Raw genomic sequence first — 26,784 nt, forward strand, 5'->3', positions numbered from 1 at the left:
ATAGGCTTCTTTCATGTGCATTTACTTAGTCGTACGTTCTTTTTTTGCTTTTTTGAAGAAGAACAATTCATAGACGACAGGAACGATGATAAGTGTCAACAACGTAGAGGTCGTTAATCCACCGATGACCGTCAAGGCAAGACCTTTTGAGATCAATGTTCCTGAAGAAGTGGTTAATGCGAGTGGTACCAATGCCATGATTGTTGCAAATGCGGTCATCAGGATTGGGCGTAATCGCGTTTTACCAGCTTCAATCAATGATTCGCGAATCGGCATACCACGTCCGACGTTTTGACCGATGCGGTCTACGAGAACGATTGCGTTCGTGGTGACGATTCCGATCAACATCAGGAAGCCGATCATGACACTGACAGACAATGGTTCATTCGCAAGGAAGAGCGTGACGAGTGAACCGATCGGAACAAAGATCAGAGAAGACAAGATGATGAATGGAATCCGAGCTTTTCCGAACGTAATCAACATTGTCAGGTAAACAAGTCCGATTGCAACGACGATCGCAATTCCAAGTGATTGGAAGATTTCAACCGTATCGTCATTTCCGCCACCACTTGTCAATGAGACACCGTCTGGTAAATCGATTTTTTCGACGTCAGCTTTTACGGCATTCGATACGTTTTGAACGTCGTCTCCTTTGACTTGTCCAGATACGCGAGCATATACTTTTCCGTCGAGTTTCTGAATCGATGTGAAAGTCTCGACTTCATTGACGTTCGCGACATCTTTCAATGCGACAGGACCGTTTGCTGAGAAGAGTTGGACGTCTTCGAGATCTTCTTTCGAGACGAGTCCTTCTTCATAAGATAATTGTACGTCTTGATCCTTATTGTCGAGATTGAGCGTTCCGACCGTAACTGGCTTCGTTTGATCGTTAACGGTACCGAGAATCTGGAAACCAGATAGTCCGCGATCACTTGCTTTCTCAGGATCGATTTCTACGAGATACTGCTTTTGTTTTTCGCTGAAGTTGTTCGTGATATATTTCAAATCATTATTTTTCGACATGTTATCCTCGACGAGTTTTGCCGCCTCTTGAAGGGCTTCGAGGTCGTTCGAGAACAAGTCGACATCGACGTTGTTATTCGACGGAGGACCACCTGTTGATAGTTCAGCCACACTGATTTTGACATCGACGTTTTCATCTTGAGCGATGTCTTCCATCTGTGTTTCAAGTGACTTGATCGTTTTCTCGACGTTTACACCGTCTTTTAGATTCAAGAAGTAACTTGCTTTATTATCGAGACGTAAGCCTGTCGTGAAGTCACGCGCTCCGACAGAAGTCGTCACGTCAGCAATGGCTTTTTCTTTATCAAACATTTTTTCCATCTCAAACGAGACGTCACTTGTTTTTTCAAGTGATGTGGCAGCCGGAAGTTCAAGCGATGCCGTCAAGGTCTTCGATGCTTCGTTCGGAATGAACGTAAAGCCGAGACGCGGTACGATCGCAAGGGAACCACCGAGAAGGATGAACGATACGACCAAGATGATCGCCTTGTGCGAGAGTGATTTTTCAATCAGCTTGCCATACCAACGTTGGAGAGCGCCTTCTTTTTCTTCCGCTGGTACCTTCTTGAATGCAAACTTCGCGAGAATCGGTACGATCGTGATCGCAACGAGTAGTGAAGCAAGTAATGAGAAAATAATCGTCAAAGCGAACGGTAAGAAGAACTTACCAGTAATACCACCGACAAATCCAATCGGTAGGAAGACGACGACGGTCGTCAGCGTAGATGACGTGATTGCTTTTAGAATCTCTTTTGTCGATTGTTCGATGATCTCATCCGTCATACCGGATTCGGATTTTCGGACGCGCCGGAAGATGTTCTCGATGACAACGATACTATCATCGACAACACGACCGACTGCAACAGCCATCCCACCAAGTGTCATGATGTTCAGGGAGATATTTTGCCAGTTCAAGAAGATAGCGGCGATGAGTAATGATAATGGAATCGAGACGATGGCGATGATCGTCGCGCGGATATTCCGCAAGAATAACAGAACAGCGAGTGATGCGAAGAGGGCACCAAGTAATCCTTCTTTGACGAGTGTCGCAACGGACTCCTCGATATCCTTCGCTGAATCAATCCCAATCGTATAGTCGACTTGGTCGTCATATTTATTGAGAATCTTCGTGACTTCATCTGCGATTTCGACTGTATTGGCATCTTGTTTTTTCGTGATTGCCATCGATAAGGAATCTTTTAAATCGTAACGCGTTTTTTCACTTTGTTGTGAGACGGCTTCGATTTTTGCGATATCCTCTAGGCGAATCGGTTCTGCAGGTTCAGACGCCTGATCTGCAGCTGCTCCACCTGTTGTACTTGGTGGACCTTGCGTTGCACCTTGTGGTGGACCGCCAGCAGATGAACCACCTGTTTGACCGTTACTTGATGAACTAGTCGCACCTGCAGCAGGTGTCAATTGTAGATTTTTTAGTTTATCTAGATTTTCTAGTTTTTCCTCAACGCGAATCGGAATTTTCGAATCGTTTTCTGATAGCTGACCAGATGGGAACGAGACATACTTTCCATTGATTTGTTCCTTGATGCTCGAGAGCGAGAGACCCGCTTCCGTCGCTTTCTCCTTATCGACGGTGATTTGAACGAGATCATCCTTATAGCCACCAACCGAAACGCTGTTGATTCCTGGAATCTTATTAAGTTCAGGTTCGATATCTTCCTTTAGGATTTTTTCGATGTCTTTACCATCCTTACTAAAGAAAGAGATGTTATAGATCGGGAATGAACCAAATGACAAACGATTCAATTTCGTCGTTGCTTCCTCCGGTAGATTCGCATCTTGGATTGCAGCATCGATTTGTTGTTCGACCTTATCCATATCGGTATCGAACGGGAATTCGATGTTTAAGATACCGATACTTTCATAAGAAGAACTGGTTAGCTTGGTAGCCCCTTCAATTCCTTTAAGGGAAGTTTCAAGCTTTGAGACGACTTGTTTATCGACATCGTCAGGAGATGCACCAGGGTAAACCGCTTCGATTGAAATCTGAGGAAACTCGATTTCTGGGAACTGATCGACTTTTAATTGTGAGAAGGAATACACGCCTCCTAAAATCAATAGGATTGCAATGATGAAGACAGCAACCGAGTTCTTCAAACTAAATCGGGTTAAAAAGTTCATATGAACGCTCCTTTCTTTTATATGTGCTTATTTACATAGTAGAGGACACTCATAGAACCCGCAACTTTAAAACTGTTTTTATTTAAAAAGATCTTTTTGAAAAAAGATAAATTTTTTTTATGAAAAAGGCTTTACACTTTTCGATATGCTGCTATAATAAAAACATACCCAGTAACAACACAGCATGATTCTGTAGCTCAGCTGGGAGAGCGCTACCTTGACAGGGTAGAGGTCGCTGGTTCGAGCCCAGTCAGAATCATACCGAAATCGTTCCTTTTCGAAGGAGCGATTTTTTTGCGTTAAAAAACTATTCCCGAAATCAATCAGGAATAGTTGGAAGGGAGGTAAATTGTTTTATTGAATTTCGAGATGAAGATCGCCGCGCTTCGTCCACCCTGCGACGGTCGTCAATCGATAGAAGACGAGCGTCAAGACGCCAGGTAGAACGACACCAGTCAAGAAGAAGACGAGGAACGCCTGAGGACCTTGGTTGACGAAGATATTGAGTGGGGCAATCATCGAATTTAATCCAAGTCCTGCGAGTTCGTACGGTACTTTCAAAGAGAGTAGAAGCGTCGCGACAGGAGCTGAAATCATCGCTGCGAGAAACGGTGCAACGACAAGACGTGGATTTTTAACGATATTCGGGAATTGTACTTTAGGTGTTACAAAGAATGAAGCAATCAAACCACCTGGATCCGTCTGACGGTATGCCATCAACGTAAAGCCGACGAATTGAGCGGAACAGCCAATCAGTGCAGCGGCACTTGCTACAGGATCAAGTTGCAAAGCGATAGCCAGTGCAGCGGACGAAGCAGGAGACATCAATAAGACACTAAAGATGAGTGCAATGACAAGAGATGTAGCAATAGGAGAAGACTCGACTGAAGCCGTGATCATGGCACTGAATTTTGTAAGGAGTGGTGTCGTGACGGCAGCAGCACCGATTCCAGTCACGCCACCAGCAAGGACAGCACTCATCGGGATCACCATCATGTCAAATTTCGTTTTTCCAGTCATGCGTTTTCCGACGTATACAGCGACAGCAGCTGCGAGTAACGCACTGATTGGCTGACCGGGTACAAGAACGAGTCCAGAAGCAGTCGATTGAAGAGCGGCACCACCAATCGTCGCTGCGATCATCGCGCTGAACAGGACAAGTGTGTTTCCTCCGAGCTGAAAGGCAATACCGGCACCAAGCGCAGGGGCGAGTAGTACTTTTGCGACACCACCAATCGTCAGTAGCATTTGGATATGTAGAAGATTTCCGAGCGTCTCAATCAGGAGTCCGACACCGAGTGTTACAAGAACGGCATTTGCCATTCCAGCTGATACTTTTACCATTCGATCCATCGCATATTCTTTCAACGTTGTCATCCTCTCTATCTATCTCTATTTTTTGCCATGAAAAAAGCCTATCCGTTTTTGGGATAGGCGCCACTCATTCTGTGCGGGCGCCTCATTCGATGCATCGAAAGAAGGGCCCAAAAATCATTTCCGTTTCATCATCGGAAAAGTTTTCAGTCCCTCATGCATAGAATAATCAGTCGGCCGGCTTGGTTAAATGGCTGTTGCGTCGGAATCATTCGATCGTGCCCCTCTCTGTGAATTTTTCTAAGCCTAACACGCTCTTGATTAATAATCAATATTTTCTGACAATTTATTTTTTCCTGAAATCTGACAGGAATTCACGGTATCATCGGGAAATCCTAATGTACCAACAATGGAGGCGTTTACATGAAAGTGATGCTTTTTACAGATATTCATGGCAATGCATCAGCATTACGTGCGGTATTGTCCTATCTTGATCAACAATCAGATATCGATGCCGTCTATTGTCTCGGTGATCTTGTCGGCATTGGACCAGAGCATAATGAAGTCATTGATCTATTGAAGCAACGACCTGATATTCAAACGATTTCTGGGAATCATGATGAATGTGTCCTTGCTTTAATCCATGGGGAGACATATCCCGATAGTTACCGCCATGCGAAAGAGCACCATCAATGGATCGCGGATACGTTGACGCAAGAAAATCAAAAGTATTTGGAACGTTTACCGCGTGTCTTAAATATCATGCATCAGGAACAAACGATGCACCTGACGCACTATGCTTATGCCGACCAGACGAAGAAGGTTGGTGAAGAGCCGTTAAAGCAAGCGGTGGATGGAACGAAAGAAAACTTATCCGTCCTGTTTGCTGGAAGTGAGGCGCGGATCATTGGTTTCGGTCACCATCATCCAGCGCAACAAGTCGAGACAGGACAAACACTCTTTATTAATCCAGGTGCACTTGGATGTCAGGAGACAGCCATCGCCCCAGTAGCAATCATTGATTGGGAGAAGGATCAAGTCCGTTCAGAAATCCTGAAGCTTTCATATGATGATCGACCATTTTTAGACGTCCTCAATACGACGGAGATGCCGGAACGTGAGTTGATGCGCCGTCTCTTCTTCGGTAGTAGGACATGAAAAAACCTTCATGAGTAGTTCATGAAGGAAGTCGATTAAGCAGATAGCTTCGTCGTAATTGAGATGAGGCACACGACAATCAGTAACACGATACCGATGTTTCGTTTCAATGGATGGCGTGACCAGTAAAAGAATAGCGCAAGGACAGGGGCCACAAAAAAGGCAACGATGAGACTGATTAATGTCGCAAGAAATAATACAAACATCCAAAGCTTGCTAGTTGTCCGATATACCTGCCACATGTCGTAGAGCGACATGAGTGTATAGGCGAGTAACACGAAGATGATTCCGGTCGATAAACTCAAAGCGATCATCACTCCATTCCCTATTTAGTATAAGGGAAAGAGTGAGAATGATTACACGACTTGAAGTAAAAAAACATGACGAATCGATGAACGTACGATTAGACGCTGTAACGAAAAAAGAAAGGAGAGGGCATCTATGTCAGACATCTATCGCCGTTTTTTTCTATTTCCGGATATTTTGATCATGCTCGTACTACTGATTGGAATAAGTAGTTATGTCCTTGCTCAGCCGTTTCATTGGTCGATTTTACTGTTCTTTTGTCTTGGACTGATCGTCTTTAGTTTCAGTGAATACCTGACGCATCGTTTTTTGTTCCATTTACCACCACCTAAAAATGCGCTTGGACGAAAATTGTTGAAACGACTCCATTACGATCATCATGCGCATCCAAATGAACTGCATCTGTTGTTTTTACCTGTCTGGTATTCCTTGCCGAATCTTGGTTTCTTTGCGGCTCTGACCTATCTTCTGACACAATCTGTCGTCTCGACAGCTGCAGCCGCGAGTGGATTGATCGTCATGTTACTTGCTTACGAATGGAAGCATTATGTGGCACACGTTCCGTTGAAACCGAGAACACGCTTTGGAAAATGGATGAAAAAAACGCATCTGTTACATCATTTCAAAAATGAACACTATTGGTTTGGTGTATCGAATCCGGTAGGGGATTGGTTGTTTGGCACACTGAAGGATGAAAAAACAGTTGCTTCTAGTCAAACGGCACGGAATTTAGAAAAGAATCAAGAATATGAAAAACCGCCGATCAGCTGACCGGCGGTTTTTTGATTCATAAAATGCGTAGCATGGCACGACGAATCGTATCTAATTCCAACGGTCGAGCAATCAATGGCCATTCGGCAATTAACGCAATGTACGTCCGGAAAATCAGAAAGGCGGTGACATCGACTGGTACGTCACGATCATCTTGTCCAAGGCGAGTCTCGAGTAGCGTTTTAAGATATTCGACGACATGTCGTTCGATACGTGTCCGTAGTTCTTGCATTTCTTGTAATTTGAGATTACGTGTTTCTTCGATGATTTGAAGAATGAACAAATGTTGTTGCTGATGATAGACGATAGCGTCGATCATTGCTTGCTTATTTTCTTCTACCGTCGCATGTTCGACGTAAGCGCGTTCTGCTTCTTCTTTCATCTCTTGCAGCACACGTGTTACGAGTGATTCGAACAGGTTGAGTTTACTTTCGAACAATTGATAGACGGTCGGTTTCCCGACATGAGCGCGTCGGGCGACACGCTCAATCGTCGTACCTTTATAACCAAGTTCAGAAAAACAAGCCATCGCTGAGTCCAGTATCAATATTTCTTTATCAGACTGTGTCATGTTGTTTTCGTCTCACTTTCGTTGAGAGTAAAATTCGCTTGGCTCCGAGCCCTCCAACGAAGCTGATGATCAACGCGACGACTAAGATGGTCGCAAGGACTTGACTGTTTGAAATGAGGGCGTCTGTCACACCAAGTCCAAGCGCTTCACGGAATCCGCCGACTGAATACGTCATTGGTAAGAACGTATGAATGGCTTGGAAGAAGCTTGGCGTCATCTCGACTGGGAACGTACCACCACTACCACCGATTTGAAGCAGAAGTAGTAGGAAGGCAAGGAACTGTCCGACGCGACCGAGTAGCATCGCGAGCGTGAACAGAATCGTAATGAACGTCATACCTGTTAAGGCAGCAAATCCATAGAGCGCAGGAACACTCGCGACATCAGCATCGAGGACATAGACGATGGCTGTAGCCGCTGCGACACCTTGTAAGGCTCCAATCGGTAAGATGAGTGATAATTTACCGACAAGGAAGCGCCATGTCAGACTTTCGCCATGTTCTGGACGAATCTGATAGACAGACGAGAACATCAAGGCACCTGCGAACAAGGCGATACTAAGGATGTAAGCTGATAAACCAGAACCGTAGTTGTTGACCGTCGAATAGTCATGTTCTTTTAAGACGACGGGTTCTGCCAGCATATTATCCCGCTCTTTCGTCGGCTTGACGGTTGCGTCTTTAGCTCCTTTGCTGAGCTCGTCCTTCAATGTTTTAGCACCATCTTCAAGTTTTGTGTTGGCATCCGCGATTTTCGAAGCCCCATCGGTCGTTTTGCCGATTCCGTCCGTAATCGTAGTTGAACCAGAAGCCAATTGTCCTAACCCGTTATTTAACGCGCTAGCACCTGTTTGGAGTTGATGTGTGCCATCTGAAAGCTGATTAGCCCCGTCAGCCAGTTGTGCGCCACCTGTTGCGGCTTTATGCACACCTGCAGTATATTGACCGAGTTTTTCATTGAATGTTTGTTGACCACTTGCTAATTGTTGTGCACCAGACTCGACTTGTTTCGCACCGTCGACGAGTTTCACTTGACCTGCGTTCAGTTGTGATACAGCTGATTCGACTTGTTGACCACCTGCAGCCAGTTGACCAATTTTTTTCGTCGCGTCCGTTGCTTGAGCAAGACTCTGATCAATCGCGCCTTCTTGGGCGGCGAGATTTTGGATGTTTTCTTCTAATGAACCGATAGAACCGAGTAACGTTTGTTTTTCTTCATCCGATAACTGTTCAGAAGCAGAAATGACTTCTTTTAGTTGCGCAACGTTTGCTTCAAGGGCTTCACGACGTGCTCGTAAATCTTGTTTCGCTTTTTCAGCATCTTGATTAAGTTGCGTTAAAAAGGCGTTGGCAGCTTGTGCTTTTTCATCCAATTGATTTAATCCATCCGTCAATTGAGGGATTTTTTCATTAAGCTGAGCCGTACCTGCAGCCAGTTGTTCTGCCCCTTGACGGACTTGTGTCGAGCCACCGCTGAGTTTCGTTGCTCCGTCTTCTAGTTGTGCAGCACCGGCTTGTAATTTGCCACCATTTTCGTCTAGCGTGTTCAACCCAGAAGACAACTCACCCGTTTTTTGGGCGAAGAGGGCAGTCTTTTCGTCGAGTGTCGTGACGCCGTCACTGAGTTTTTTCGAACCTTGATTGGCTTCGCCCAGTTTTTCGGACAGTGTCAGACTTCCATCCGCAAGTTTTCCAAGATTCGTTGCTAGTGTTTTGGCACCATCCGCTGTTTTATGGTTGCCATCTTCTAGTTTAGAAGAACCGTCCGATGCCTTTTCCATACCGTTTGCGATTTTCTTTAACGCACCGAAGATCGCACTACTGTATTGTTTCGTCACGGATTTTCGGATCTTTTCGTTTAATTGTTTTGCAGCCGTACTCGAAATTTGTGTGCCCGAGTAGTTTTTGGCTGGATTCAAGTAATACTCCAACTCAATCTTCTTCGGATGATCATCGAGTAGTGTCGTTGCATTTTTAGAGAAGTTCTTCGGGATGACGACCGTCATATAGATTTTGCCGTCACGTAATTCTTTTTCGGCTTTGTCCTTAGATAAGAACTGCCAATCAAAATCATCATTTTTTTTGAGTTTGTCGACGAATTGATCCCCGATGTCGACTTTCTCTCCTTTAAACTTCGTCGCCTTGTCTTCGTTGACGATAGCGACCTTGATATCTTCTGTTTGACCGTATGGGTCCCAGAATGCAGATAAGAAGATGGAGTTGTAGAGAAACGGTACGAGGATGAGGGCGAGAATGACAACAATCATCATCGGACTCTTCAATTTCTTCCATTCTGAGCGAAACATAAATACAAATCCCCTTTCTAAAACTCAAAACTTATTTGGGTTTTAGGTTTTGATGAGATTTACTTTACTCTCTTCATTAAAAAAAATCAATCGATAATTCTAATTTCACATAAAAAAGACGACTCGCAGGGAGCCGTCTTGGAAAAACGAGTTAAGGAAGCAAAAGTAGTTTTCCTGTACTGCGTCGACTTTCTAAAAAGTCATGTGCTGCTTTGCCATCAGATAATCTGAATGTTGTAGAAGAAGACAGGGTGAGATGATTGGATAGAATCCAATCAAATAATTCACCAGATCTACGGATTCGTTCTTCAGAAGATGTTAATACGTTCCAAAGGTCACCACCCGTCAATGTTTTGGACGTATCCATCAAAAAGCGAGGATCGACAGATACGGGATCGCCGCCTGCCATACCATAGAAGACAACCGTTCCATGGACTTTTGTCACATGGAAACTATCCATTAAGGTAGAACCAATGGATTCGTAGACCACATCAACTCCTTTACCAGAAGTTTGCGCGAGCACGTGCTCGACCCAGTTCTCAGAATATAAATAGACAGATTCACAGCCCGCAGTTTTAGCGATCTGTGCTTTCTCAGGAGAAGACGTCAATCCAATCGGAGTTGCGCCAAGTAAACGAATGAGCTGTGTCAACAACTGACCAACGCCACCGGCAGCTGCATGCACTAAGACGACATCTCCCGGTTGGACATGATAGCTATCTCGAGTTAAATAATGCGCTGTTAACCCTTGTAATAAGACAGAAGCTGCTGTTTCGTATGAGATACCATCAGGAAGCGGAATCAATTTATCGACGGGTGCTGCGACGTACTCCGCGTTCGCAAGCGGAACGTCCGCAAAAGCAACTCGTTGACCTACGTGGAACGTTGAAACAGCAGCACCGATTGCGGTGACGACTCCTGCACCTTCATACCCTAAAATATAGGGAGGCTGTCCTTCTAAATGATAGTTTCCTTTTCGGCGATAGATGTCTGCAAAATTCAGACCGATCGCTTTCATTTCAATCAGAACTTCCTGTTCAGTGATTGTTGGCGTTGGTACGTCTTCGAAGCGTAATACATCAGAACCTCCGAATTCGTGGAAAGTTAATGCCTTCATCTCAACACATCCTTCTTTTAAATCTGCTTTTAGTATAAGGCAGAACATCTGAAAATGATGGACAGATGCGTTACACTAGAAAAAAAGACGAAAGAAGGGACAGTATGAAGCGTGTCTTAATGGGAGGAATTCGTTTTTATCAAAAAGTCATCTCTCCCATGAAACCAGCTACATGTCGATTCTATCCAACATGCTCCCATTACGGGATGGAGGCGATTGAACGTCATGGTGCGGTAAAAGGTAGTTATTTGACGACGCGTCGATTGTTACGGTGCCAACCGTTCCATCCAGGAGGCCTTGACTTCGTTCCAGAACCCGATCAATTTAGTTGGAAAGCACCGCTGCAACGGGAAAATCCACGGGAGAAGACGGAAGAAACGAAGGAGTAAGTCATGTGAAGGTTCTCTCTTGTTTAATGAAGTAAGAACAAATAAAGGGAAGTATGTTACCGGAAATTACCGATAACATACTTCCCTTTTGTTCTACTTACAGACGATCATAGTTTACCCGTTAAAAACTGTGCTTCGCCAAGACCGAAGCTCCAGTCGGCTGCATCATTTTCGACGATCGACACCATCAAATCAGTCGGTGCGAGTCCGCAGTTTGCTTGTAAGCGTTCGGCGAGTAATTGGTAGAGACGTTGTTTTTTCTCTTCCGTCCGCGTTTTACTCGTCACACTAATAAGAACGATATCTTTACTCCGTTCAAATCCGAGTCCTGTATCTTGAATGACCATCTCATGTGCTTTATGCGTATGCACGATTTGATAACGATCGCGCTCCGGCACATCAAATGCTTCGACCATCGCATCGTGTGCGGTATCGAGTAACGTTTTTAACTCTTCTTCTGAACGTCCTTCAATGACGTCGAATCGTAATAACGGCATGTGAAATCACTCCTTCACAAAATTATGTAGAGTAGGGGAAAACCCTACTCTTATATTACTCAAAGAATGGTTTGTATTGACGACGATCGTGCATGACAGATAACCATTGGACAGTCGAGAATTCTTCAAGTACCCACTCGCCGTTAAAGCGACCGAGCCCTGAATCTTTTTCACCACCAAATGGCATATGTGGCTCATCGTTGACCGATTGATCGTTGATATGAATCATACCTGTCTCGACTTCAAGCGCAAAGGCAGTCGCGCGTTCAATAGAAGAACCATGGACAGCGCCGCTCAATCCGTACGGAAGCGAGTTCGCGATTTCAAGTGCCTCTTCATCCGTATCGAACGGGATGATGACAGCGACCGGTCCGAAGATTTCATTTTTAGCGAGTGGCATATCATTCGTAACACCAGTGACGACAGTAGGTGCGATGACGTTATCTTTTGCTTCGCCACCGACACGAACGGTTGCACCCGCAGCTTTTGTTTTCTCGAGATCTTCAAGAATCCGTTCAACTTGTGATTGGTTGATGAGTGGTCCGACTTGTGTCCGATCATGTGATGGATCACCGTATTGTAGCTCTTTTACACGAGCGACGTATTTCTCGACGAATTCATCATGAATCGAAGAAGCGACGAGAATTCGGTTCGTCGACATACAAATTTGACCTTGGTGATAGAACTTGCTGTAGACAGCAGATTCGACCGCACGATCGAGATCAGCATCATCAAGTACGACGAAGACGTTGTTTCCGCCAAGTTCAAGCGCTGTTTTCTTCAGGTGTTTACCAGCAAGTTCACCGATATGACGACCTACTTCAGTTGATCCTGTGAATGAAATCAAACGTGGTACAGGATGTTCGACGATAGCATCACCGATTTCTGAACCGCGACCGACGATGACATTCAAGACACCTTTTGGCAATCCAGCTTTTTCAAATAGACTAGCAAAAATCAATCCACCTGAAACAGGTGTGTCCGTAGCCGGTTTAACAACGACTGCGTTCCCGATGGCAATGGCAGTAGCGATCGACCGTACAGCTAAGTGGAACGGGAAGTTCCATGGACTGATGACACCGATGACACCAAGTGCTTTACGGTAGATCCGGTTTTCTTTGCCTGGTACGACCGATGGACGAATTTCACCGTGCATCCGAAGTGGGAATGTCGCAGCTTCCTTGACGATCAAGACAGAAGCAAGGAATTCACCTTCCGCTTTGATGCGTGTACTTCCGGACTCTTTGATCAACCATTCGATGATCGTTTCTTTCTCTTCGTACAAGACTTTCAAGAAGTTTTCGATGAGACCTTGACGTTTTAAGGCAGGAACTTTCGCCCAGTCTTTTTGAGCGACTTGAGCCGCTTCATAAGCGTCATCTAAATCTTGTTGATTCGCTGCAGAGATTGTAAAGAGCTCTTCACCCGTGAAAGGATTCGTGTTCGTCATGTTGCTGTCACTTGCGCCTGTGCGCCACTGACCATCAATGTAAATCTTCGTGAAATCTGTATGCAATGTTGCTTCGTTTTGTTGAGCCATATCATTTCATCTCCCATTCGTTTTCATAACAATTAAGTTATTCACGTTATGAAAAGAAGTAAAACACATCCGTGCACTTCGACCAAACATATTGCTCAAAGTCAGTCAGTCAGATGGGTTTTAAAGCGCTCTAAATCAGGAATTCAATCAATATAGTGCTATAAAAAGGAGGAATTTTATTTTGAAGAAGCTGAAAGTCCTGTCTCGAGAAATCAATTGGTGGTGGCCATTGTTATATGGTCTCATTGGGATTGGTTTGACGGGAATCGTGACGTGGTTAGATGTGTATATATCAAACTGGTTTCCAAAAGACTGGCAAACGACGCTTGGCTTAGCGCAGACAATCCATAGTTCTGTCTTTACCGGACTGCTCGCCATGATGACGTTCACATTCTCAACCATTCTTGTCGTATTGACGACCTATTCATCACAATTCTCACCACGGACATTGCCTAACTTCATCGAGAATCGGCAAGTGCAACACATTTTCGGCATATTCATTGGAGCGGTCAGTTACTCGATGACGATGCTCTTTTTTCTTCGTCCGGCGTTGAAGACGAGCGTCGTCGCTTCGACAGTAGCCGTTCTCGTCGTGTTGATATCGATCGTGGCATTCGTCGCATTCATTCATATCGTCAGTCAGTCGATTCGCGTGACGACATTACTCGATCGATTACACGAAGAAGGGAACGAATTATTGAAACGACAAGTCGAACATCTAGGATCAGGAGAACAAAAGATTACTGAAAGAAAGATGACGACAAATTATCCACATCTTATTCAGGCAACTCGAACCGGATATATTCAAGCAGTCGATTATGATGTTTTTGATCAGAAAGACCGCGTGTATATTGATCGAACGGTCGGCTCATTCGTAACAGAGGGAGAAGCCATCGGACGGGCAACTTGCCGGGATATCAATGAAAGTATATTGATTGGACCGACGAAATCTTCAGAACAGGATTTTGCATTTGTTCTTGAAAAATTAAGTGAAGTTGCTTTACGTGCGATTTCTCCAGGAATCAATGATCCGAATACAGCGAGACATGCGGTTCGGATTATTGGTGACTTAATGCGACAGTATGCCGTAATACCAGATGGTGTGCTAGTTGTTGGAAAGGACCAGCAACACATCGTCGTCAGGGAAACTTACCAACAATTGTTATACACGACGTTTTATCAACTACGACATTACGGAGCAGAAGATATTTCAGTTCTCGCGACGATGCTTGAGTCGCTTGGAACGATGAAGCGGCAAGCCTTACCAGCTCACTATGAAACGATTCAACGGTTCATTCCATACATCTGTTCGGAAGTACGTTTTGAAACAATGAACGACTGGGATCGTGATTTTTTACAAAATCAAATCCATCGGGCGTTGAATGAAACTTTTGTCTTCCCTTCGACGTAAAAAGGGCAAGAGAATCAAAAGAAGGGAGGAATAGAAAGTGACAATCTTGTTATGGAGTCTGATCGTCGTCTGTTTTCTAGTCGCTTTTGCAGGTCTCGTGTATCCGATCATCCCAAGTGCGCCGATTTTAGTAGTTGGTTTTTTGATTTATGGATTCGGATTTGGGTTCTCTGAACTATCGATTAGTTTTTGGGTGATTCAAGCGATTTTCATCATTCTCTTATTTACACTCGATTATCTCGTTAGCGCCTACACCGTCGATCGACGGGGAGGCTCACAAGCGGCTAAGATTGCAACGACAGTCGGATTGATTGCGGGACCATTTATTTTGCCGGGTATCGGATTATTAATTTTCCCGTTTGTCTTTGCCATCTTGACGGAAAAAATCATTAGTAAAAAGACGTGGCAAACCTCGGTTTCAGTTGGGATCGGAACAGTCCTTGGTATCTTATCAAGTGCCTTGTTAAAGGGAATCGCGATGTTACTCATGATCGTAATCTTTATTCTCTATGTCGTCTGACGGTCTGAAATGATGTCTTCAAGTACACATTTTATGAAAGTTCCGTTATAGTATGAATATGAAAAAGTAGGGAAGCTTTGAAAGTCTGAAGCTTCTTTTTGCTGTAAACCACCAGATGCCTCGGCATCTGGCTTTATATTAATGGAGGTGAATCCCCTTTCTTCGGGGAAACGATTGGACAGTACACACTCAATGGAGACATTCGACACGACGACGATCATCATTCGGCTACTCGTCATTGCACTACTCATCGTCTTAACCGCTTTTTTTGTAGCTGCCGAATTTTCGGTCGTCAAAATGCGAATGTCTCGAATCGATCAGTTGATTACAGAAGGAAGCAAGACTGCGAAAGTGGCGAAGAGGCTACTTGAGAATTTGGATTATTATTTATCGGCCTGTCAACTTGGAATTACCGTGACAGCGCTTGGTCTCGGGTGGTTAGGAGAATCAACGGTAGGTGCGATTCTCGGTATGTTGTTCGAAGAGATTGACATTCCGAACTCCGTCTCGACGATCATTTCGTTCGTTCTTGCATTCTCGATTGTAACGTTTCTTCATGTCGTGCTTGGAGAACTTGCTCCAAAATCTTTAGCGATTCAAAAAACGGAAGCGATCACGATGTTACTCGCGCCACCACTATATTGGTTCGGTAAAATCATGAAACCTTTCATCTGGACATTGAACGGTTCAGCACGAATCATTCTTCGGTTGTTTGGCGTCGAGCCAGCGGGACACGAAGAAGTCCATTCTGAAGAAGAGATTAAAATCATCATGACACAGAGTTATAAGAGTGGAGAAATCAACCAGACTGAGCTTTCCTACATGCAGAACATCTTCTCGTTCGATGAGCGGATCGCGAAAGATATCATGTTACCGCGGACGGACTTAATCACGATCTCGAACGATGCATCGATGGAGGACATCATTCGTCTCGTTGAAGAGTATCAGTTCACACGTTACCCAGTAGCGGAAGAAGGAGATAAGGATAAAATCCTTGGCTTCATCAATGCAAAACAATTATTTACGGATCATATGGCTAACAAAGGAAAAGCATTAAGCTATTACATCCACAACTTGCCGATTGTATCCGAGTATTCACCGCTTCAAGACGCTATGTTGAAAATGCAGGTGGAACGGACGCCAATGGCACTCGTCATTGATGAGTATGGTGGTACAGCTGGTGTGATTACGATGGAAGACATATTGGAAGAAATCGTTGGAGAAATCCGAGATGAATTCGATAAGGATGAGAAAGCAGATATCGAACAAATTCATGAGCGATTATACCGGATCTCAGGCCGTGTCTTGATTGATGACCTAAATGAACGCTTTAACCTAGGAATCGAAGAAGAAGACATCGATACGATTGGTGGCTGGGTCATGGCACAGGATACGGAAGTGTCGAGTGGCCAAGAATTCCGCTATCAGGAATACACGATCAAAGTCATGGAAGTCGATAATCATCAAGTCAAATCAATTTATCTTCAATTGCCTGATCGAGAAGAAACTGCAACAGAAGAGATCGGATAAGAAATAGAATGTGCAAGACGATGGACTTCGAGTTCATCGTCTTTTTTTGTCTACTAAAAAAATGAATCAGCTAAGGTGATAGACACATCTTGTGTTTATCTCCCTCACTGACGGGTATTACTGTCTATGTGGCAAAAAAGCATTTTTCAATTCAACAGGAAAAGGGGTTTTTTATTATGTCAAACGTCATTCTTACTTCACGTGCATCTGCAGTCGGTGGTCGCGACGGGAAAGTCGCTTCAGACGATAACGTCATCAATCTCGATTTAGTCATGCCAGGAACAAAAGGCAAAGAAGACATTCCGACATCAAACCCGGAACAGTTATTCGCAGCAGGATATGCCGCTTGTTTTGATGGTGCCTATAATTTGATGGCGCGCCAAGCAAAAAAACGAGTCGAGACGCGGACGAATTCAGAAGTCAGCCTCTTACAGGACGAAGCGGATAACGGTGTAAAAATTGCAGCGAAACTCGTCGTCGAGGTCGTCGGCGTATCGCAAGAAGAAGCCGAAGATTTACTAGAGAAGACACACAATTTCTGCCCGTACTCGAAAGCGACACGTGGCAACATTGATGTCGATCTTTCTGTTAAAGTCGTCGATTCACTATAAGCATAATCGACGAATCATAAGGAGGGTTTTCCATGGCACCGAAAGAAACCGATCGTCCAAATGAAGAGTTTGAAGATGAACGGGATCGTCTGTCGGATAAAGAACGGAAACTGACAGAGGAGCAACAAAAGGAAATCCTAAAAGGAAAAGACGAAATGCCAGATGATACGGTTTCTCCACGAGATCGCGGAGAAGATCCGATTTAAATCAAACAACTTGGGGGATGAATCACATGTCTAAAAAAGTAGCAGTCGTACTCGCCGATCATTTTGAAGATGTAGAATTCACAGGACCGGTTGATGCATTAAAAGAAGCAGGGCACGAGATCACGGTCATTGGTGCTAAGAAAGGTGCAGAACTCGTCGGCAAACAGGAAGAGGCAAAAGTAAATGTTGATCTCTCGATTGATGAGACTTCAGCAGCAGACTACGATGCTCTCCTGATTCCAGGCGGATTTTCACCAGATTTACTTCGAGAAGATGAGCGTTTCGTCTCATTCGTCGAAGAATTCGATATGTCGAAAAAACCGATTTTCTCGATCTGCCATGGACCACAATTGATGATTAACGCAAAAATCGTCAAAGGAAGAAAAATGACAGGTTATAAATCAATTCGAATTGATTTAGAAAATGCTGGTGTGGACTTTGCAGATGAAGAAGTCGTCGTTGACGATAATTTCGTCTCAAGTCGTCAACCAGATGATATTCCTGCATTCAATCGGGAAATCGTTGCAAAACTTGGCTAATGGTATAGAACAAAAATCAGCACTGCGATAACGCAGTGCTGATTTTTTATAGATTTTCTGGATAATCACAGAGTTCCGTAATGACGCCGTGTGAATGACGAGGATTCATATAAATCAATCGTCGTCCGAATGGCGTCGTTCGATACGTATCTTCTAAAAATGTTAAGCCTTGTTGTTTTGCTTCTTCAATCGCTTGATCTAAATTCTCTACACGATAAGCAATGTGGTGGACACCTTTCCCACGTTGTTTCAAAAAACGAGCGATCGGACTATCCGGACTTGTTGGCGTTAACAACTCGATGTGCGCATCATCGAACTCGATGACCGCAATATTGGAAGCGACACCAGGCGCAGGATTCGAGTACTCTTTTGTTAAAATTCCTCCAAGTACGTTTGTATAAAATGAAATGGCTTCCTGCATGTCGCGAACGGCAATTCCAGTGTGGTCTAATTTCATATGATATCCTCCTTCTGTTCGCTTCAGTTTCCCAAAAACACTCCAAAGTTGCAACGATGAGTTACCTTCCAAATGTTTCTATTACATAGAAGAGGAAAGATTTATTTAAAATGAAATATCACTGAAATATTATGGAAGAGGAATGAATGCTATAATCAAAAACGTTCTTATAAAAAAGAAAAACTATTACAGAATTTAAATTTAACTTAAATACTCTACGATAAATCATAAAACATACACTACAGAAAAAGAGGGAATACTACATGAAAAAAACGTTCGCGTCGCTCATCGTTTCCGCACTGGTTCTTTCATCAGCACCTCATTTTGCAGCAGCTGACGATTTAAGTGAACAGAAAGCCAAAAACGAACAACAGCAACAAGACAATGCTAAAAAGCAAAAAAACTTAGAGTCTTCTGTTAATCAAGAAGGTCAAAAAATCTCTAAAACACAACAAGAAGTCAATCGACTAGACGAAGCGTTGAACGAAAAAATCTTTGCTGTCGAAACAAAGGATCGTCAAATCAAAGCAACAGAACGTGAAATCGTTGAACTTGGAAAAGAAATCGAGAAATATAAAGCGAAACTAAAACGCCAAGAAAAACTACTCGGTGATCGTCTTCGTGTCATGCAAGAGAATGATGGAAACTCAATTAAATGGGAAGAAGTCATCTTTGGTGCTAAAAACGTTGGTGATCTCGTAAGCCGTGTCATGGCAGGGAAATCCATTTCAAAACAAGATGATAAAATGATCACGGATTACCAGAATACGCAAAAGCAATTAGCGGATGCGCAGCAAGAAGTAAAAGAAAAGAAAGCGCAGTTGGTAGTTGAGAAAAAAGAATTAAAACGTCAACAAGCGGACCTTGAATCACAATTAAAAGAGCGGAATAAACGCTTAAAAGAACTACGTAAGAAAAAAGAAAAGTTCGAAACACAATTGATGGATGCAAAAGAAGTCCAACAAATTCTGATTGCGCAAGAAAAAGCGATTGCTGCTGAAAAAGCAGCACGTGAACGTGAAGCTCGACTCGAAAAAGAGCGTCAAGCTCAAGCGGCACGTGAAGCGAAAGCACGAGCAGAGGCTGAAGCAGCGCAAGCAGCAGCACAAAAAGCAGCAGAAGAGCAAGCTGCTAAAGAAGCAGCAGCTCAGCAAGCAGCACAAGAGAAAGCGGCACAATCGGAAAAACCTTCTGGTTCGACGAAACAATCAGCACCAAAACCATCTACACCAGCACCAGCTGCGCCTGCTCCAGCACCAGCTGCACCAAAACCAGCACCATCATCAGGTGGTCTGTTCATTCATCCAACTGCTGGAACTGTTACACAAGGTTATGGTTCTGCAGGCGGAGAGAACGGATATACGTTCCATAACGGAATTGACTTTGGTGGTCCAGTCGGTACGCCGATCGTGGCAGCTGCAACAGGTACAGTCATTACAGCATCAGGTGGCGGACCTTACGGAAATCATGTCATGATCGCTCACCAATTGAACGGGAAGACATATACGACAGTATATGCTCACATGAGTTCACTCAATGCCCGTGCTGGTCAACGTGTCAGCCAAGGTCAACAAATTGGCGCGTTAGGTAGTACAGGAAATTCAACAGGACCACACCTCCACTTCGAAATTCACGTTGGTGGATACAGCTATAGTGCAACTGGTCCAGCTAACTCAGTCAATCCATTGTCGATGCTTTAATCGTAAAGAATCGTTGCGTATGCAACGGTTCTTTTTTTTGTCATTTTCAAAAAACAAATCGTATATTACAAAAAACCGTTTTCATTTGAAATGTAAATGAAATTTTTTTGAAACGATTACGGTGCTATAATCTATTTCAGATATGAGAGAAACTTGAATACTATAATAAAATATGAAAAAAACATAAGTGAGGAAAACGATATATGCTAAAAAAACTAATTTCTACCATTGTTTTAGGAGCATTACTTATAACAGGAACACAACCGATCGCAGCAGCGACCATTAAAGAAAAAAAAGCTGAAAATGCCGCTGAACAACGTAAACTTGAAAAAGCGATCAAAAAACAAGAAGCTAAAATCTCAAAAGAGCAACGTCAAATCAATCAAATTGACGCAGCAATCAACGAAAAGATTTTCCAAGTCTCTGAAAAAAATAAACAAATCGAACAGTTGAACGTTCGAATCGATGAGTTAAAGGCAGACATCGTCCGTTACGAAGAAATGTTACAGAAACAGGAAGAACTACTCGGTGATCGTTTGCGTGTTTTCCAAGAGAACGATGGAAATTCGATTAAATGGGAAGAAGTCATTTTTGGATCGAAGGATTTAGGTGATTTATTCAGCCGTGTCATGGCGGGGAAAAAAATCGCTGAGCAAGACGATAAAATGATTTCGGATTACATCGCAACGCAACAAAAATTAGGAGAAGCAAAACAAGCGCTCGTTGAGAAAAAAGCGGAGCAAATGCAAGAAAAGAAAGTATTGCTTGAACAAAAGAAAGCGTTAAAGCTTCAAATGAAAGAACGTAGTGCCACGCTGAAGAAATTACGAAAAGGGAAGACGAAGTTCACGACAGAACTGTTAGACGCAAAAGAACTTCAAGCGACTCTCGAAGCGCAAGAACGTGCAATTGCGGCAGCGAAGGCAGCTGCTAAAGCAGCGGCTGAAAAAGCAGCAGCGGAGAAAGCGGCAGCCGAAAAAGCCGCTAAAGCGAATGCTCAAGCAGCAAAACAAACAGGTAAGAGTTCGGAATCAACTGATTCTGTTGCCCCGCCGGTTGTTTCGAGTGGAGGGAAATTCGTTCGACCATCTTCTGGTGGAGTGTCACAAGGATTCGGACCAGCAAGCGGCGCGAACGGTTATACGTTCCACAACGGTGTTGATTTCAGTGGTTCGGTCGGATCTCCAATCGTCGCTGCAGCAGCTGGAACGGTCATTACAGCATCAGGTGGTGGACCTTACGGCAATCATGTCATGATTTCTCACTTCCTCGATGGACAAGTGTACACGACTGTCTACGCACATATGAGTTCATTATCGGTTCGTGCAGGACAAACGGTCTCTCAAGGTCAGCAAGTCGGGACACTTGGTAGTACAGGGAATTCAACAGGACCACACTTACATTTCGAACTACATGTCGGAGGATATCAATACAGTGCCTCTTCTCCTCTAAATGCAGTCAATCCATTAGCATATCTGTAATCAAAACGGGCTTCGGCTCGTTTTTTTTTCTTCTCTATGCTACAGTTAAGGCGAAACGAATACTTGAGCAACTAGGGGAGCTGGAGGAATCCGGCTGAGAGGAAAACCAATCTGTTTTCGACCCTATTACCTGAACTGGATAATACCAGCGTAGGAAAGTTGAGCCGAACGGATACCGGAATGCGTGTATAACGCTTTCGTATAGCGTCGACTGCTTTTTTACAGCGGTCGACGCTTTTTTTGTCGGTCACGACTCCCTTACATTGCTCGATGGGAAGGTGAAAAGAACATGAAACATGTACTGACGATTGCAGGATCCGACTCCGGTGGTGGAGCTGGGATTCAAGCAGATTTAAAAACCTTTTCGGCTTTAGGGGTTTATGGAATGAGCGTCCTGACAGCCGTCACGGCGCAAAATACGTTGGGTGTTCAAGCGGTGGAAGAGTTATCCCCAGAAATCGTAGATGCCCAGTTAACGTCGATTTTTTCAGACATTCGTGTCGATGCGATCAAAATCGGGATGGTCTCGAATGCGCAGACGATTCGTGTCATTGCTAGACATCTCGGCAAACAGACAGTTCCTATCATATTAGATCCCGTCATGGTCGCTAAAGGTGGTCATGCCCTATTGCGGACGGAAGCTGAACAAGCATTGATTTCAGAACTTCTGCCGCTTGCGACACTCGTTACACCGAATTTACCGGAAGCGGAGCGGTTAACAGGACGATCAGTGACCAATCTAGAGGAAATGCAACTGGCGATGCATCAATTGGCTACACAGACAGGGGCAGTATTACTAAAAGGTGGACATCTCTCAGGAGCTGCGACGGATTTGTTGTTTGATGGGGAAGTGGAACATCGTTTCACATCGGAACGGTTAGACAATCAACATACTCATGGAACTGGTTGTACCTTATCTGCAGCGATTGCAGCACGGATGGCGCTTGGAGAAGATTTACAAGATAGTGTACGACAGGCGAAAAACTATGTCACGGAGGCAATTCGTCATGGATTTGCTCTCGGACAAGGTATTGGACCGACACATCATTTTCACTCACTTTGGAGGGATACACATGTTTACGACCATTCTTGAACACAAACCACTCATTCACCATCTGACGAACACGGTTACGATCAACGACTGCGCAAACGTCACACTCGCTGTTGGAGCATCACCTGTCATGGCGGAAGATATTCGCGAAGTAGAAGAGATGGTTAGACTCGCACAAGCCCTCGTCTTAAACATTGGTACGATCGATGCAGACATGCAAGCAGCTCAACGACTTGCAGCCCGTGAAGCGGAACGTTTGAATGTCCCGATCGTTCTTGATCCAGTTGGAGCAGGGGCAACGACATTACGTACTGCCTTTTCTAAAGAACTCATTGATCTCGGGTGTACGGTCATTAAAGGAAATGCTTCTGAAATCAAGACGTTACTTGGGGAAGATGGGCGAACTAAGGGAGTCGATGCTGCGGGAGATGCAATGATGGATCGAGAAAGTATTCGTGCATTCGCTCGCAAACACAAATCTGTCCTCGTCGTGACAGGTCCGAACGACTATATCACGGATGGAACGCGCGAAATGGAATTACATGTAGGAACACCTCGTCTAGGAGATATCACGGGTACTGGCTGTATGACGGCCTCCTTGATTGCGAGCTTCCTCGGTGCAGGATATACAGCGTTTGAGGCGGCTGTTCACGGAACATTCGTCATGGGAAAAGCAGGAGAACAAGCAGCCTCCGCGCAAGGTCTTGGTGATTTTAAACGAGAGTTGTTCAATGCCATCAGCCTCATGACGGTACAAGATCTTGTGGAGGTGACAGAACGTGTCAATTGATTACTCCATCTATGCAGTGACGGATCGTCGGTACCATCCTGGAGTCGCGATCGAGACGGTCGTTGAGGAAGCCATTTTAGGTGGTGCAACGATCGTGCAACTACGGGAAAAAACAGCACAAGGAAAGGAATTCTTTGATCAGGCAGTTCGGTTGAAAGCACTCACGGATCGGGAAGACATTCCTTTGATCATCAATGATCGGATTGATATCGCGTTACTCGTCGGAGCTGGTTTGCATATCGGACAAGAAGACATTCCTTTAACCGCAGCACGTCGCCTTTTACCAGATGCCGTGATTGGTGTGTCGGTAGCAACCGTTGCACAAGCGATTGAAGCAGAACGAGACGGAGCATCTTATTTAGGCGTGGGGTCTCTATTTGCGACGTCATCCAAAGCGGACGCTGATTCCATGTCGCATACGATGCTTCAGGCGATTCGGGAAGCTGTACGATTACCCCTAATCGGTATTGGTGGAATCACAGCAACGAATGTCTCCTCTCTGCCCATCCCGTTGGAAGGGTATGCCGTCATCTCAGAAATTTTCGCTAAAGAAGATCGGCAACTCGCTGCGCAGCAAATGACAGATGCTGTGCGTGAATGGCATCAATCACTTCAGAACAGGGTATAATCCGTTCAGAGGTGATTGTATTGAAATGGCAGACGATCCGTTTTCGCGGCTATTGGATTCGATATCGGTTAGAACCACAAATCATTCGAGTCGATAATCAGGGGATCTACCATCTAGGAAAAGTCTTATTTCCACATCCTAATCGTATATCTTATGAGATGGCCCTTTTATTGAAAGAAAAGTATGAAAGACGCTACAAACGTCCGTTGTATATTAAAACGAGCTCGATTGCGACGGAAATTTGGGGACATACTCATTTAGATATTTATTACCGGGCACTTCTTCGTCTACCGATTCCGACTCGGCTTCGTCAACGTTATACGAACCGATTAGAAAGCACGAAAATCATTGATATCGGCGTACGCGCTGTCGATCAAAATCGAATTGTCTGGGATATCGGAGATTACGTAGGAGGATGGTTCGTGTTTTGGCTCATTCGCAGACGAATGCGCTGAACTTGCAATGTCTCGTTTCTCATGGTGCAATATAAGTAGAAACGAGGTGACGGACATGGACATTCCCCGTTGTGAAACGATTGCGATTGATGAACAACGTGCGTCTGAAATCGGACATATCGTTGATACGATTCCGACGCTTGAAATCGGAAAGCTATTTAAGATTCTTTCGGATGCGACACGACTGCGAATCGTTTATGCGCTGACGATCGAAGAAGAACTATGCGTTTGTGATGTCTCGGCCTCTGTCGACTGTTCGATCGCGACAGCGTCGCATCATCTTCGATCTTTGTTGAAACAAGGACTCGTCAAGTTTCGAAAAGACGGTAAAGTCGTCTATTATTCCTTGGATGACCATCATGTGTCATCGCTTGTACATATGGCGATGGAACATGTACAAGAGGGAAAAGCAATGCCTGAATGAGTCTTTAGAATAAACGAAAAGCGCAGCTTTAGCTGCGCTTTTCGTTTATTCTAAAGACGATTGTTCTGATCCTTTTGGAGCGAAGTGGTGGAAGAAAAAGACCGTGGCACTAATCAATAAAAAGGACAGGATGGAGAGAGCGAGACACATCCATTTATATGTAGCGATTAAAGTATCTGATTGTTGTAATTTGGCTTGAAGCGTTTTATACAAATCATCTTTCACACGGGATAAGTCTTCGAGAATCGTTTGAGTCGTCTGAGTCGATTGTCTAGCAAGACGTTTTGCGGCTGTTGGACTTTGACGTTCATAGACGACGAACACGCGTTCAATCTCGGACTCCCAGACATTGTTGCGGCGAAGGAGATCCTTAATCGTCCCTGGAGTAGTCGACGATTGGTTCAGACTATTTCGCAAATCATGGATTTTAGACGTTGAAAAGTAATATTGTTCGATATAACGATTATCTTCATACAATAAGAGACCACGAACCGCATTGGCACGATCTCGATTGTGTTCGACCAACTGATCTACCTGATTGATTAACGGTATATCATGATCCTTCATTTGCTCGGTCATCGTTGCAATCGTCCGATAACCGGATAAAGCATAGATGATCGGGATAGAGGCGAATAAGCTGATCAAGAAAATCAGCAGAATACGCTGACGCCAAAGAGAGTGCATGCAATCATTCCTTTAAATAAAAGACATGTCATAAGCTTAACTACTATCGTAAAAAAAGTGAAGCCTGTCTATTTTTTGAATAGGGATAATGACTGAAAAACTGAATAATACTAATAAAAAAGCAGGAAAGATGATGCAATACGAGAAGCTGTTCTAAGAAGATGAAAAAAGCACAGCTAAGCTGCGCTTGGTGTTAAAACGAATACGAATGTTCCTTGTAATTGCCAAAAACAGTATGGATTTCCGAAAATGTAACGAATGCATTCGGCTCGACAGAAGAGACGATTTCTTGCAAACGGACGATTTCGTTATTTTGAACGACGACATAGACCATTTTTTTCGTTCGGTTGGAGTATCCTCCACGTGCATCGAGAATCGTGACACCACGACCGAGTTCTTTTGTAATGACTTCATTGATTTCATCTGCTTTCTCACAAATGATGATACATTGCTTAGAAGCAGAATAGAAACTGTAAACCGTCTGAAGGGCTTTGGCGCGAACAAAGCTCATGATGAGAGCATACATAACGTGTTTAAGATCGAATACCCACCATACAAGGATGTAAATGACAAGATCTTGCATCAGAAATATACGAGGAAGTGGCCAGTTATGAAAACGAGCAAAGAAAAACTTTCCAAGAATATCAAGCCCTCCAGTTGAAGCACCACCGAAGAAAATCAATGCCATTGCAAGACCAGAGACTAGACCAGCAAAGATGGAAGCGACGAGCGGATCGTTTAGAGATTCCGGAACGATTTGAGTCGGGATCCAGTCAATTAAAAAGGAAGAAGCAATGACAATAATTCCAGATAAGAACATGAATCGTTTGCGTAGGAAACGGAAACCTAAAAGGAAGAGGGGAATGTTTAAGAGCAATTGCGTTAATCCGATTGGCGTGTGGAAGAGCTCTTGAATAATGAGCGTGATTCCCATGATACCGCCTGATCCGATATCATTTGGGGATAGTAGTAGGCTGATGTAAAGGGAATACAGCAACGTACCAATGATTAAGAAACTGATTTTTTCAACTCTCTTTTTCTGTGGGTGTGTTGTAGTCATGGCAATATGATGAGTGACCTCATGCTCCTCCTTCTGTGAGTATCTGCCTGCAAGAGTACGCTCATATGCATAAAATTTCAACCCTTCTTATGAAAAAAGATGAAAAA

Annotated in this window: 27 protein-coding genes, 1 tRNA gene and 1 riboswitch; of the genes, 17 read left to right on the forward strand and 11 right to left on the reverse strand. The window is 44.1% G+C overall.

The window, feature by feature from the left end:
• Positions 1–21: 21 nt before the first annotated feature.
• A complete protein-coding gene (locus KNQ18_RS14845) occupies positions 22–3,162 on the reverse strand; it encodes an efflux RND transporter permease subunit (protein ID WP_215085287.1) in 3,141 nt (1,046 codons plus the stop codon).
• Between the two features lie 186 nt (positions 3,163–3,348).
• Between KNQ18_RS14845 and KNQ18_RS14850 the strand changes: the two genes are divergently transcribed.
• Positions 3,349–3,421 (forward strand) — tRNA-Val (locus KNQ18_RS14850).
• Positions 3,422–3,516: 95 nt separating this feature from the next.
• Here the strand turns inward: KNQ18_RS14850 and KNQ18_RS14855 are convergent.
• Positions 3,517–4,539, reverse strand: coding sequence for a PTS sugar transporter subunit IIC (locus KNQ18_RS14855; protein WP_029340800.1), 1,023 nt, complete (start codon positions 4,537–4,539; stop codon positions 3,517–3,519).
• Positions 4,540–4,899: 360 nt separating this feature from the next.
• Between KNQ18_RS14855 and KNQ18_RS14860 the strand changes: the two genes are divergently transcribed.
• Positions 4,900–5,634, forward strand: coding sequence for a metallophosphoesterase family protein (locus KNQ18_RS14860; protein ID WP_215085289.1), 735 nt, complete (start codon positions 4,900–4,902; stop codon positions 5,632–5,634).
• A gap of 35 nt (positions 5,635–5,669) precedes the next feature.
• On the opposite strand, the gene KNQ18_RS14865 is transcribed toward KNQ18_RS14860, so the two are convergent.
• The gene (locus tag KNQ18_RS14865) at positions 5,670–5,948 is read right to left on the reverse strand and encodes a hypothetical protein (protein WP_050678090.1); all 279 of its coding nucleotides are present in this window, start codon (positions 5,946–5,948) and stop codon (positions 5,670–5,672) included.
• A gap of 127 nt (positions 5,949–6,075) precedes the next feature.
• On the opposite strand from KNQ18_RS14865, the gene KNQ18_RS14870 reads away from it, so the two are divergent.
• A complete protein-coding gene (locus KNQ18_RS14870) occupies positions 6,076–6,711 on the forward strand; it encodes a sterol desaturase family protein (RefSeq protein WP_215085291.1) in 636 nt (211 codons plus the stop codon).
• A gap of 16 nt (positions 6,712–6,727) precedes the next feature.
• Here KNQ18_RS14870 and KNQ18_RS14875 read toward each other — a convergent pair whose 3' ends face one another.
• The 3 genes from KNQ18_RS14875 to KNQ18_RS14885 form a co-directional block, all read right to left on the reverse strand.
• Entirely contained in the window at positions 6,728–7,282 is a 555-nt protein-coding gene (locus KNQ18_RS14875; RefSeq protein ID WP_215085293.1) for a TetR/AcrR family transcriptional regulator, read from the reverse strand.
• Positions 7,269–9,587: a YhgE/Pip domain-containing protein gene (locus KNQ18_RS14880; RefSeq protein WP_029340804.1), complete on the reverse strand. Its 2,319-nt coding sequence runs from the start codon at positions 9,585–9,587 to the stop codon at positions 7,269–7,271. The genes KNQ18_RS14875 and KNQ18_RS14880 overlap by 14 nt, the downstream gene beginning before the upstream one ends.
• Before the next feature lie 151 nt (positions 9,588–9,738).
• Positions 9,739–10,704: a quinone oxidoreductase family protein gene (locus KNQ18_RS14885; RefSeq protein ID WP_215085295.1), complete on the reverse strand. Its 966-nt coding sequence runs from the start codon at positions 10,702–10,704 to the stop codon at positions 9,739–9,741.
• A 104-nt stretch (positions 10,705–10,808) separates the two neighbouring features.
• Here KNQ18_RS14885 and yidD point away from each other — a divergent pair, with 104 nt between their 5' ends.
• Entirely contained in the window at positions 10,809–11,093 is a 285-nt protein-coding gene (yidD, locus tag KNQ18_RS14890; RefSeq protein WP_058703741.1) for a membrane protein insertion efficiency factor YidD, read from the forward strand.
• A 107-nt stretch (positions 11,094–11,200) separates the two neighbouring features.
• On the opposite strand, the gene KNQ18_RS14895 is transcribed toward yidD, so the two are convergent.
• Together KNQ18_RS14895 and KNQ18_RS14900 are read right to left on the reverse strand one after the other, a co-directional pair.
• Entirely contained in the window at positions 11,201–11,590 is a 390-nt protein-coding gene (locus KNQ18_RS14895; RefSeq protein ID WP_029340806.1) for a tautomerase family protein, read from the reverse strand.
• Between the two features lie 55 nt (positions 11,591–11,645).
• A complete protein-coding gene (locus KNQ18_RS14900; protein ID WP_023467170.1) occupies positions 11,646–13,130 on the reverse strand; it encodes an aldehyde dehydrogenase family protein in 1,485 nt (494 codons plus the stop codon).
• 181 nt (positions 13,131–13,311) lie between these two features.
• Here KNQ18_RS14900 and KNQ18_RS14905 point away from each other — a divergent pair, with 181 nt between their 5' ends.
• The 6 genes from KNQ18_RS14905 to KNQ18_RS14930 all read left to right on the forward strand — a co-directional run bounded on the left by KNQ18_RS14905 (position 13,312) and on the right by KNQ18_RS14930 (position 17,947).
• Complete coding sequence (locus tag KNQ18_RS14905; protein ID WP_215085297.1) at positions 13,312–14,541, forward strand: DUF2254 domain-containing protein; 1,230 nt, start codon at positions 13,312–13,314, stop codon at positions 14,539–14,541.
• A 37-nt stretch (positions 14,542–14,578) separates the two neighbouring features.
• On the forward strand, positions 14,579–15,061 hold the full coding sequence (locus tag KNQ18_RS14910) for a DUF456 domain-containing protein (RefSeq protein ID WP_023467174.1): 483 nt from the start codon (positions 14,579–14,581) through the stop codon (positions 15,059–15,061).
• A gap of 192 nt (positions 15,062–15,253) precedes the next feature.
• Positions 15,254–16,591: a hemolysin family protein gene (locus tag KNQ18_RS14915; protein ID WP_047395079.1), complete on the forward strand. Its 1,338-nt coding sequence runs from the start codon at positions 15,254–15,256 to the stop codon at positions 16,589–16,591.
• 176 nt (positions 16,592–16,767) lie between these two features.
• Positions 16,768–17,202, forward strand: a complete 435-nt coding sequence (locus KNQ18_RS14920; protein ID WP_023467178.1) for an organic hydroperoxide resistance protein — start codon at positions 16,768–16,770, stop codon at positions 17,200–17,202.
• A gap of 32 nt (positions 17,203–17,234) precedes the next feature.
• A complete protein-coding gene (locus tag KNQ18_RS14925) occupies positions 17,235–17,408 on the forward strand; it encodes a hypothetical protein (protein ID WP_023467179.1) in 174 nt (57 codons plus the stop codon).
• Positions 17,409–17,434: 26 nt separating this feature from the next.
• A complete protein-coding gene (locus KNQ18_RS14930; protein ID WP_029340809.1) occupies positions 17,435–17,947 on the forward strand; it encodes a type 1 glutamine amidotransferase domain-containing protein in 513 nt (170 codons plus the stop codon).
• A gap of 46 nt (positions 17,948–17,993) precedes the next feature.
• Here the strand turns inward: KNQ18_RS14930 and KNQ18_RS14935 are convergent, their stop codons facing one another.
• Positions 17,994–18,404, reverse strand: coding sequence for a VOC family protein (locus KNQ18_RS14935; protein WP_149426829.1), 411 nt, complete (start codon positions 18,402–18,404; stop codon positions 17,994–17,996).
• Between the two features lie 263 nt (positions 18,405–18,667).
• On the opposite strand from KNQ18_RS14935, the gene KNQ18_RS17445 reads away from it, so the two are divergent.
• The 7 genes from KNQ18_RS17445 (at position 18,668) to KNQ18_RS14970 (ending at position 24,933) form a co-directional block, all read left to right on the forward strand.
• A complete protein-coding gene (locus KNQ18_RS17445; protein ID WP_215085299.1) occupies positions 18,668–20,104 on the forward strand; it encodes a murein hydrolase activator EnvC family protein in 1,437 nt (478 codons plus the stop codon).
• 203 nt (positions 20,105–20,307) lie between these two features.
• Positions 20,308–21,585 carry a murein hydrolase activator EnvC family protein gene (locus tag KNQ18_RS14945; RefSeq protein WP_215085301.1) on the forward strand — a complete coding sequence of 426 codons (1,278 nt, stop codon included), beginning with the start codon at positions 20,308–20,310 and terminating at the stop codon, positions 21,583–21,585.
• Between the two features lie 63 nt (positions 21,586–21,648).
• Positions 21,649–21,759, forward strand: a riboswitch (TPP riboswitch).
• A 115-nt stretch (positions 21,760–21,874) separates the two neighbouring features.
• Positions 21,875–22,678, forward strand: a complete 804-nt coding sequence (thiD, locus tag KNQ18_RS14950; RefSeq protein WP_214806257.1) for a bifunctional hydroxymethylpyrimidine kinase/phosphomethylpyrimidine kinase — start codon at positions 21,875–21,877, stop codon at positions 22,676–22,678.
• On the forward strand, positions 22,659–23,426 hold the full coding sequence (thiM, locus tag KNQ18_RS14955; RefSeq protein ID WP_214806259.1) for a hydroxyethylthiazole kinase: 768 nt from the start codon (positions 22,659–22,661) through the stop codon (positions 23,424–23,426). Before thiD ends, thiM begins: the two co-directional genes overlap by 20 nt.
• The gene (gene thiE / locus KNQ18_RS14960) at positions 23,416–24,054 is read left to right on the forward strand and encodes a thiamine phosphate synthase (RefSeq protein ID WP_214806261.1); all 639 of its coding nucleotides are present in this window, start codon (positions 23,416–23,418) and stop codon (positions 24,052–24,054) included. The genes thiM and thiE overlap by 11 nt, the downstream gene beginning before the upstream one ends.
• A gap of 170 nt (positions 24,055–24,224) precedes the next feature.
• Complete coding sequence (locus tag KNQ18_RS14965; protein ID WP_231884728.1) at positions 24,225–24,509, forward strand: hypothetical protein; 285 nt, start codon at positions 24,225–24,227, stop codon at positions 24,507–24,509.
• Positions 24,510–24,564: 55 nt separating this feature from the next.
• Positions 24,565–24,933 (forward strand): ArsR/SmtB family transcription factor, encoded by a 369-nt coding sequence (locus KNQ18_RS14970; protein ID WP_050678101.1) that lies wholly within the window; start codon positions 24,565–24,567, stop codon positions 24,931–24,933.
• A 45-nt stretch (positions 24,934–24,978) separates the two neighbouring features.
• On the opposite strand, the gene KNQ18_RS14975 is transcribed toward KNQ18_RS14970, so the two are convergent.
• Both KNQ18_RS14975 and KNQ18_RS14980 read right to left on the reverse strand, forming a co-directional pair.
• A complete protein-coding gene (locus KNQ18_RS14975; protein ID WP_050678272.1) occupies positions 24,979–25,617 on the reverse strand; it encodes a CHASE3 domain-containing protein in 639 nt (212 codons plus the stop codon).
• 193 nt (positions 25,618–25,810) lie between these two features.
• Positions 25,811–26,677, reverse strand: a complete 867-nt coding sequence (locus KNQ18_RS14980; RefSeq protein ID WP_029340819.1) for a YitT family protein — start codon at positions 26,675–26,677, stop codon at positions 25,811–25,813.
• Positions 26,678–26,784: the final 107 nt, after the last annotated feature.

Source organism: Exiguobacterium sp. s78 (assembly GCF_018618985.1).
GTDB lineage: Bacteria > Bacillota > Bacilli > Exiguobacteriales > Exiguobacteriaceae > Exiguobacterium_A > Exiguobacterium_A abrahamii.

Bases quoted from the DNA above. Each gene is read 5' to 3' on its own strand.
- KNQ18_RS14915 (WP_047395079.1), top strand. From the start codon at position 15,254: ATGGAGACATTCGACACGACGACGATCATCATTCGGCTACTCGTCATT.
- KNQ18_RS14975 (WP_050678272.1), bottom strand. From the start codon at position 25,617: ATGCACTCTCTTTGGCGTCAGCGTATTCTGCTGATTTTCTTGATCAGC.
- KNQ18_RS14860 (WP_215085289.1), top strand. From the start codon at position 4,900: ATGAAAGTGATGCTTTTTACAGATATTCATGGCAATGCATCAGCATTA.
- KNQ18_RS14930 (WP_029340809.1), top strand. From the start codon at position 17,435: ATGTCTAAAAAAGTAGCAGTCGTACTCGCCGATCATTTTGAAGATGTA.
- KNQ18_RS14900 (WP_023467170.1), bottom strand. From the start codon at position 13,130: ATGGCTCAACAAAACGAAGCAACATTGCATACAGATTTCACGAAGATT.
- KNQ18_RS14885 (WP_215085295.1), bottom strand. From the start codon at position 10,704: ATGAAGGCATTAACTTTCCACGAATTCGGAGGTTCTGATGTATTACGC.
- yidD (WP_058703741.1), top strand. From the start codon at position 10,809: ATGAAGCGTGTCTTAATGGGAGGAATTCGTTTTTATCAAAAAGTCATC.
- KNQ18_RS14855 (WP_029340800.1), bottom strand. From the start codon at position 4,539: ATGACAACGTTGAAAGAATATGCGATGGATCGAATGGTAAAAGTATCA.
- KNQ18_RS14920 (WP_023467178.1), top strand. From the start codon at position 16,768: ATGTCAAACGTCATTCTTACTTCACGTGCATCTGCAGTCGGTGGTCGC.
- thiM (WP_214806259.1), top strand. From the start codon at position 22,659: ATGTTTACGACCATTCTTGAACACAAACCACTCATTCACCATCTGACG.
- KNQ18_RS14880 (WP_029340804.1), bottom strand. From the start codon at position 9,587: ATGTTTCGCTCAGAATGGAAGAAATTGAAGAGTCCGATGATGATTGTT.
- KNQ18_RS14945 (WP_215085301.1), top strand. From the start codon at position 20,308: ATGCTAAAAAAACTAATTTCTACCATTGTTTTAGGAGCATTACTTATA.
- thiD (WP_214806257.1), top strand. From the start codon at position 21,875: ATGAAACATGTACTGACGATTGCAGGATCCGACTCCGGTGGTGGAGCT.
- KNQ18_RS14845 (WP_215085287.1), bottom strand. From the start codon at position 3,162: ATGAACTTTTTAACCCGATTTAGTTTGAAGAACTCGGTTGCTGTCTTC.
- KNQ18_RS17445 (WP_215085299.1), top strand. From the start codon at position 18,668: ATGAAAAAAACGTTCGCGTCGCTCATCGTTTCCGCACTGGTTCTTTCA.
- KNQ18_RS14875 (WP_215085293.1), bottom strand. From the start codon at position 7,282: ATGACACAGTCTGATAAAGAAATATTGATACTGGACTCAGCGATGGCT.
- KNQ18_RS14980 (WP_029340819.1), bottom strand. From the start codon at position 26,677: ATGACTACAACACACCCACAGAAAAAGAGAGTTGAAAAAATCAGTTTC.
- KNQ18_RS14895 (WP_029340806.1), bottom strand. From the start codon at position 11,590: ATGCCGTTATTACGATTCGACGTCATTGAAGGACGTTCAGAAGAAGAG.
- KNQ18_RS14935 (WP_149426829.1), bottom strand. From the start codon at position 18,404: ATGAAATTAGACCACACTGGAATTGCCGTTCGCGACATGCAGGAAGCC.
- KNQ18_RS14865 (WP_050678090.1), bottom strand. From the start codon at position 5,948: ATGATCGCTTTGAGTTTATCGACCGGAATCATCTTCGTGTTACTCGCC.
- KNQ18_RS14870 (WP_215085291.1), top strand. From the start codon at position 6,076: ATGTCAGACATCTATCGCCGTTTTTTTCTATTTCCGGATATTTTGATC.
- KNQ18_RS14925 (WP_023467179.1), top strand. From the start codon at position 17,235: ATGGCACCGAAAGAAACCGATCGTCCAAATGAAGAGTTTGAAGATGAA.
- KNQ18_RS14970 (WP_050678101.1), top strand. From the start codon at position 24,565: ATGGACATTCCCCGTTGTGAAACGATTGCGATTGATGAACAACGTGCG.